Source organism: Actinomadura sp. NPDC000929 (genome assembly GCF_040492065.1).
Lineage (GTDB): Bacteria > Actinomycetota > Actinomycetes > Streptosporangiales > Streptosporangiaceae > Spirillospora > Spirillospora verrucosospora.
Map to the genome: position 1 here is coordinate 1 of NZ_JBEUPA010000275.1, position 4,403 is coordinate 4,403.

The following is a 4,403-nucleotide window of genomic DNA, read 5'->3' on the forward strand; positions in this document are numbered from 1 at the left end:
GCGGCGCCCCCCGCGGGCCCGCCGTGGCCCGCGGCGAGGCGGGCGCGCAGCCGCCCGGCGGCGCTCAGGACCGCCTCCCATTCGGCGTCGGTGGCGTCAACCTGCCGGTGCGCGGTGAAGGAGGGGTTCAGCTCCACCCTCCGGTCGCCGGCGTGCCGGCGGACGGCGGCGAGCATCCCTGGCACCGGATCGTGCCCTCGCGTGCGGGCCATCCCGGCGAGCACCTCGTCGAGCGCGGCGGCAGGGTCCGCGTCCGGCACGGTGACCGCGCCCTCGCAGCGGGCGACCTGCTCCTCGTACCGGTCCTCCCAGAACTCGACGCGCCAGCCGGGCCACAGCCCTTCCAGTTCCGGCACCAGCCCGGTGCCGTGGTGGCTCAGCCAGGCGCCTGCGGTGCGGGCGGCGGCGTCCACGTGCAGCCCGCCGGAGGGGATCGTCCCGAGATCCAGCCGCGGCCGTCCGCCCGCGGGCAGCCGCTCCAGCAGCCCGGGGCCCTGCCAGGCGGTGTGGACCTCCGAGAACAGCGGGTAGGCGGTGACCCGGCCGGCGGCGCGGACGGTGAGGAGGTGCACCTCCCACTCCAGGTCGGCCTCCGCCTCGCCTGGAAGGTCGCGCTCCTCCTCGTCGGGGCGGCGGACGACCGCGCGGTCCACACCGGCGGCCGCGGCGAGGTCGCCGATGCCGTCGTAGGCCCACCGCACCGTCCAGCCCGGCCAGGTCAGCGCGAGCAGCGAGAGATAGGCCCGCTTGCAGGGCACCTCCGCCGTCAGCTGGTCGCCGTAGAACATCAATCGCCGGGTCGTGTGGTCGACGACCGCGCCGCCCTCCGCCCACCCGTCGTCCAGCCAGTCGCGGGCCGGGTCGTCGAGGCGGTGCTGGGCGGAGATGAAACGCCCGGCCGCGGCCGGGCCCGCGGCCAGCACCGAGCACACGCTGTCGGCGGCCCAGTGGGAATAGTGCAGCCGCAGGCCGTTTCCGTCGATGAGGGCGAAGTTCGCGCGGGCTCCCATGGGCGGGACCCTAGCGCCGGAGCCCGCCGGGTGGCGGCCCTAGGGCGGATCGCTGCGCGCGCGGGGACGGCCCTGATACGGTCACGCGCGGTCGAATCTATGATCGCCGTGGGAGCGGCGCGGTGCCCGGGGGACGTTCGGCGCCCGCCCGCGGGGGTACGCCCCCGCCCCCACGAGGAGATGAGAGAGGCAATGGCTGATATCACCGAGTCGCCCGAATGGACCGCGCTGGCCGAGCACCAGGCGGCGATCGCCGGGCGGCACCTGCGCGAGCTCTTCGCGGAGGACCCGGGGCGCGCCGACCGGATGACCGTGACCGCGGGGGACCTGTACCTGGACTACTCCAAGCACCGCGTCACCGGCGAGACCCTGACGCTGCTCACGGCGCTCGCCGAGCGGGCGGGCCTGCGCGCCCGGATCGAGGCGATGTTCGGCGGGGAGCACATCAACGTCAGCGAGGACCGCGCCGTCCTGCACACCGCGCTGCGGCTGCCTCCCGGCGAGGCCCTGACGGTGGACGGGCAGGACGTCGCGGCCGACGTGCACGCCGTCCTGGACAGGATGGCCGACTTCGCCGGCCGCGTCCGGTCGGGGGAGTGGACGGGCTCCACCGGCAAGCGCATCACGACCGTCGTCAACATCGGCATCGGCGGCTCCGACCTCGGCCCCGCCATGGCCTACGAGGCGCTGCACGACTTCGCCGACGCGGGCGTCTCCTGCCGGTTCGTCTCCAACATCGACCCGGCCGACATCCTCGGCAAGCTCGCCGGCCTCGACCCCGAGCAGACGCTGTTCGTCGTCAGCTCCAAGACGTTCGGGACGCTGGAGACCCTCACCAACGCCAAGGTCGCGCGGCGGTGGCTCACCGAGCGGCTCGGCGACGACGCCGTCTCCCGCCACTTCGTCGCCGTGTCGACCAACGCCGAGCGGGTCGCCGAGTTCGGCATCGACACCGCCAACATGTTCGGGTTCTGGGACTGGGTGGGCGGGCGCTACTCCTTCGACGGCGCCATCGGCCTGTCGCTGATGATCGCGATCGGCGGCGAGGCGTTCCGCGAGATGCTCGCCGGGTTCCGGGAGGTCGACGAGCACTTCCGCAGCGCGCCGTTCGAGGCGAACATGCCGGTGCTGATGGGCCTGCTCGGCGTCTGGTACACCGACTTCTTCGGCGCGCAGACCCGGGCCGTCCTGCCCTACAGCCAGCGGCTGTCGCGGTTCCCCGCCTACCTCCAGCAGCTCACGATGGAGTCCAACGGCAAGTCGGTGCGGGCCGACGGCGCGCCGGTCATCGCGCAGACCGGCGAGATCTTCTGGGGCGAGCCCGGCACCAACGGCCAGCACGCCTTCTACCAGCTGCTGCACCAGGGCACCCGGCTCGTGCCCGCGGACTTCATCGGCTTCGCCGAGCCGTTCGAGGACCGCGAGGGGATGCACGACCTGCTCATCGCGAACATGCTCGCGCAGAGCTCGGCGCTCGCGTTCGGCAAGACCGCCGAGGAGATCGCCGCCGACGGCACGCCCGCGGCGGTCGTCCCGCACAAGGTCATGCCGGGCAACCGGCCGAGCAGCACGATCCTCGCCCCGAAGCTCACCCCGAAGACCCTCGGCTCCCTCGTCGCGCTCTACGAGCACATCGTCTTCGTCGAGGGGACGATCTGGGGCATCGACTCCTTCGACCAGTGGGGCGTCGAGCTCGGCAAGGTCATGGCGATGGACCTCGCCCCGGCGCTCACCTCGCAGGAGCCGCCGTCGGACGCGCCCGACCCGTCCACCGGCGCGCTCGTGCGCAGGTACCGCGAGCTGCGCGGCCGCAGCGTCTGACCCGGCGGGTCCGGGACGCGCGGAAGGGCCCGCCGGTCGACCGGCGGGCCCTTCCCTTCGCCGTCAGGCGCGCGCCGGGCCGTCAGGCGCGCGCGCCGGGCACGGGCCCCTGGACCCAGCCCTGGGACTCCAGGACGGCGCGGAACTCGCCGTAGGAGATGAAGCCGTCGAGGTTGCTGTCCGCCCTCTCGAACCTGTCCTGCGTCTCGGCTCGCGTCCAGGACAGTCCGAGCTCTTCCAGCACGAGCGTGAACTCCATCAGGTCGAGCTTCTCGTCGCCGCCGAGGTCCCCGCGCGTGAACACGGCAAGCAGTTCGTCCCCGGTCGGTCTCGTCGTCATCTCGCTCCTCGTTCAGGTCCGAAGTTGACCCCGCATCATGTCAAACAGGTGTGGGCCGGCCCTAGGAGAAACGCCGCGGGAGGATGCCCGGTTCCCCGGTCAGCCCTCGCCCGTCAGCTCGGGGACGCGGTGGCGGTAGCGCTCCAGCAGCGCGGCGTTCACCTCGTCGCCGCCGGGGACGTTCGCGCTCGTCCAGCGCGGCGGCTCCACGCCGCGCGCCGCCGCCAGGTCGTCGAGGTCGGCGAGCACCCGCGCCCACGCGTACGCGGCGAGGACGGTGGAGACCGCCGCGGTGCGCGGCGCGCCCGCCGGATGGAGCACGTCCCCGGGCGGGACGCAGGTGTCGAGCACGATGGCCGCGTGGTCGGCGAGGGTCGTGTCGGTCCGCGCCGCCGCGCCCCGCGACGCCCGCGCCGACGTCACCGCGACGACCGGCACGCCCCGCGCCTCGCACTCCCGCGCGACCTCCACCGGGTAGGGGTTGCGGCCGCTGGTGGAGAACACCACCGCCACGTCGGGCGGGGCGGGCGCGGCCTTCTCGACGACGGCGCGCCCCACCCCGTCCCGCCGCTCGGCGCGGGTGCTGCGCAGCGCGTGGTCGAGCGGGAAGACGGCCGGGTCCCAGATCGGGCGGACGGCGGCGAGGCCCCCGGCCCGGTAGAACGTCTCGAACACCATCGCCAGGGAGTGCCCGGCGCCGGCGACGTGCACGATCCCGCCGGCCTCGATCGCGTCGAGGAGCAGGGCGGCCGCGTCGCCGGCCGCCCCGCCCGAGGTCGAGTCGAGGTCGTCGAGCAGGGAGCGCACCCTGGCGGGGAACCCCGAGGACGCCGCGTCAGGCATTCGGCAGAGCCTCCTTCAGGATGCGGGCGAGGTCGTCCTCGCCGGAAGCGGCGCGCAGGCGGTCGGCGAGTCCGCCCGACAGCGCGCGCGCCAGCCCGGACAGGGTGCCGACGTGCGCGTCGGGGTCGGGCGTGCAGAACGCCAGCAGCAGGTCGACCGGGTCGTTGTCGGGATGGCCGAACTCGACGGGCCCGGCCAGCCGGGTCACGCCGACGCCGACGGCCAGGCCGCCCTCCTCGGGGCGGGCGTGGACGAGCGCGAGCCCCTTGGTCAGCACGATGTACGGGCCGTTCTCCTCCACCACCCGGACGCACGCCTCCGGGTAGCCCGCGCCCGCCGCGCCCGCGGCGACCAGGGCGGAGGCCGCCGTGCGGACGGCCTCCCGCCAG

The 4,403-nt window shown here is 74.7% G+C and carries 5 protein-coding genes; 1 reads left to right on the forward strand and 4 read right to left on the reverse strand.

Translation table 11 applies throughout. The features are described from left to right. Positions 1 to 1,010 (reverse strand): hypothetical protein (locus ABWI04_RS41750; RefSeq protein WP_353835867.1); only part of this gene is annotated, 1,010 nt, incomplete at its 3' end. 192 nt (positions 1,011 to 1,202) lie between these two features. On the opposite strand from ABWI04_RS41750, the gene pgi reads away from it, so the two are divergent. After that, positions 1,203 to 2,831, forward strand: a complete 1,629-nt coding sequence (gene pgi, locus ABWI04_RS41755) for a glucose-6-phosphate isomerase (RefSeq protein ID WP_345186768.1) — start codon at positions 1,203 to 1,205, stop codon at positions 2,829 to 2,831. 82 nt (positions 2,832 to 2,913) lie between these two features. Here the strand turns inward: pgi and ABWI04_RS41760 are convergent, their stop codons facing one another. From ABWI04_RS41760 to ABWI04_RS41770, 3 genes are all read right to left on the reverse strand, one after another. After that, positions 2,914 to 3,171 (reverse strand): EF-hand domain-containing protein, encoded by a 258-nt coding sequence (locus ABWI04_RS41760; protein ID WP_345186766.1) that lies wholly within the window; start codon positions 3,169 to 3,171, stop codon positions 2,914 to 2,916. Positions 3,172 to 3,270: 99 nt separating this feature from the next. Further along, on the reverse strand, positions 3,271 to 4,014 hold the full coding sequence (locus ABWI04_RS41765; protein WP_353835868.1) for a sugar isomerase domain-containing protein: 744 nt from the start codon (positions 4,012 to 4,014) through the stop codon (positions 3,271 to 3,273). Continuing rightward, positions 4,007 to 4,403, reverse strand: a 397-nt coding sequence (locus tag ABWI04_RS41770) for a PTS sugar transporter subunit IIA (protein WP_353835869.1), incomplete at its 5' end; no start/stop codon positions are given. The genes ABWI04_RS41770 and ABWI04_RS41765, both read right to left, overlap by 8 nt.

Bases quoted from the DNA above. Each gene is read 5' to 3' on its own strand.
- pgi (WP_345186768.1), top strand. From the start codon at position 1,203: ATGGCTGATATCACCGAGTCGCCCGAATGGACCGCGCTGGCCGAGCAC.
- ABWI04_RS41765 (WP_353835868.1), bottom strand. From the start codon at position 4,014: ATGCCTGACGCGGCGTCCTCGGGGTTCCCCGCCAGGGTGCGCTCCCTG.
- ABWI04_RS41760 (WP_345186766.1), bottom strand. From the start codon at position 3,171: ATGACGACGAGACCGACCGGGGACGAACTGCTTGCCGTGTTCACGCGC.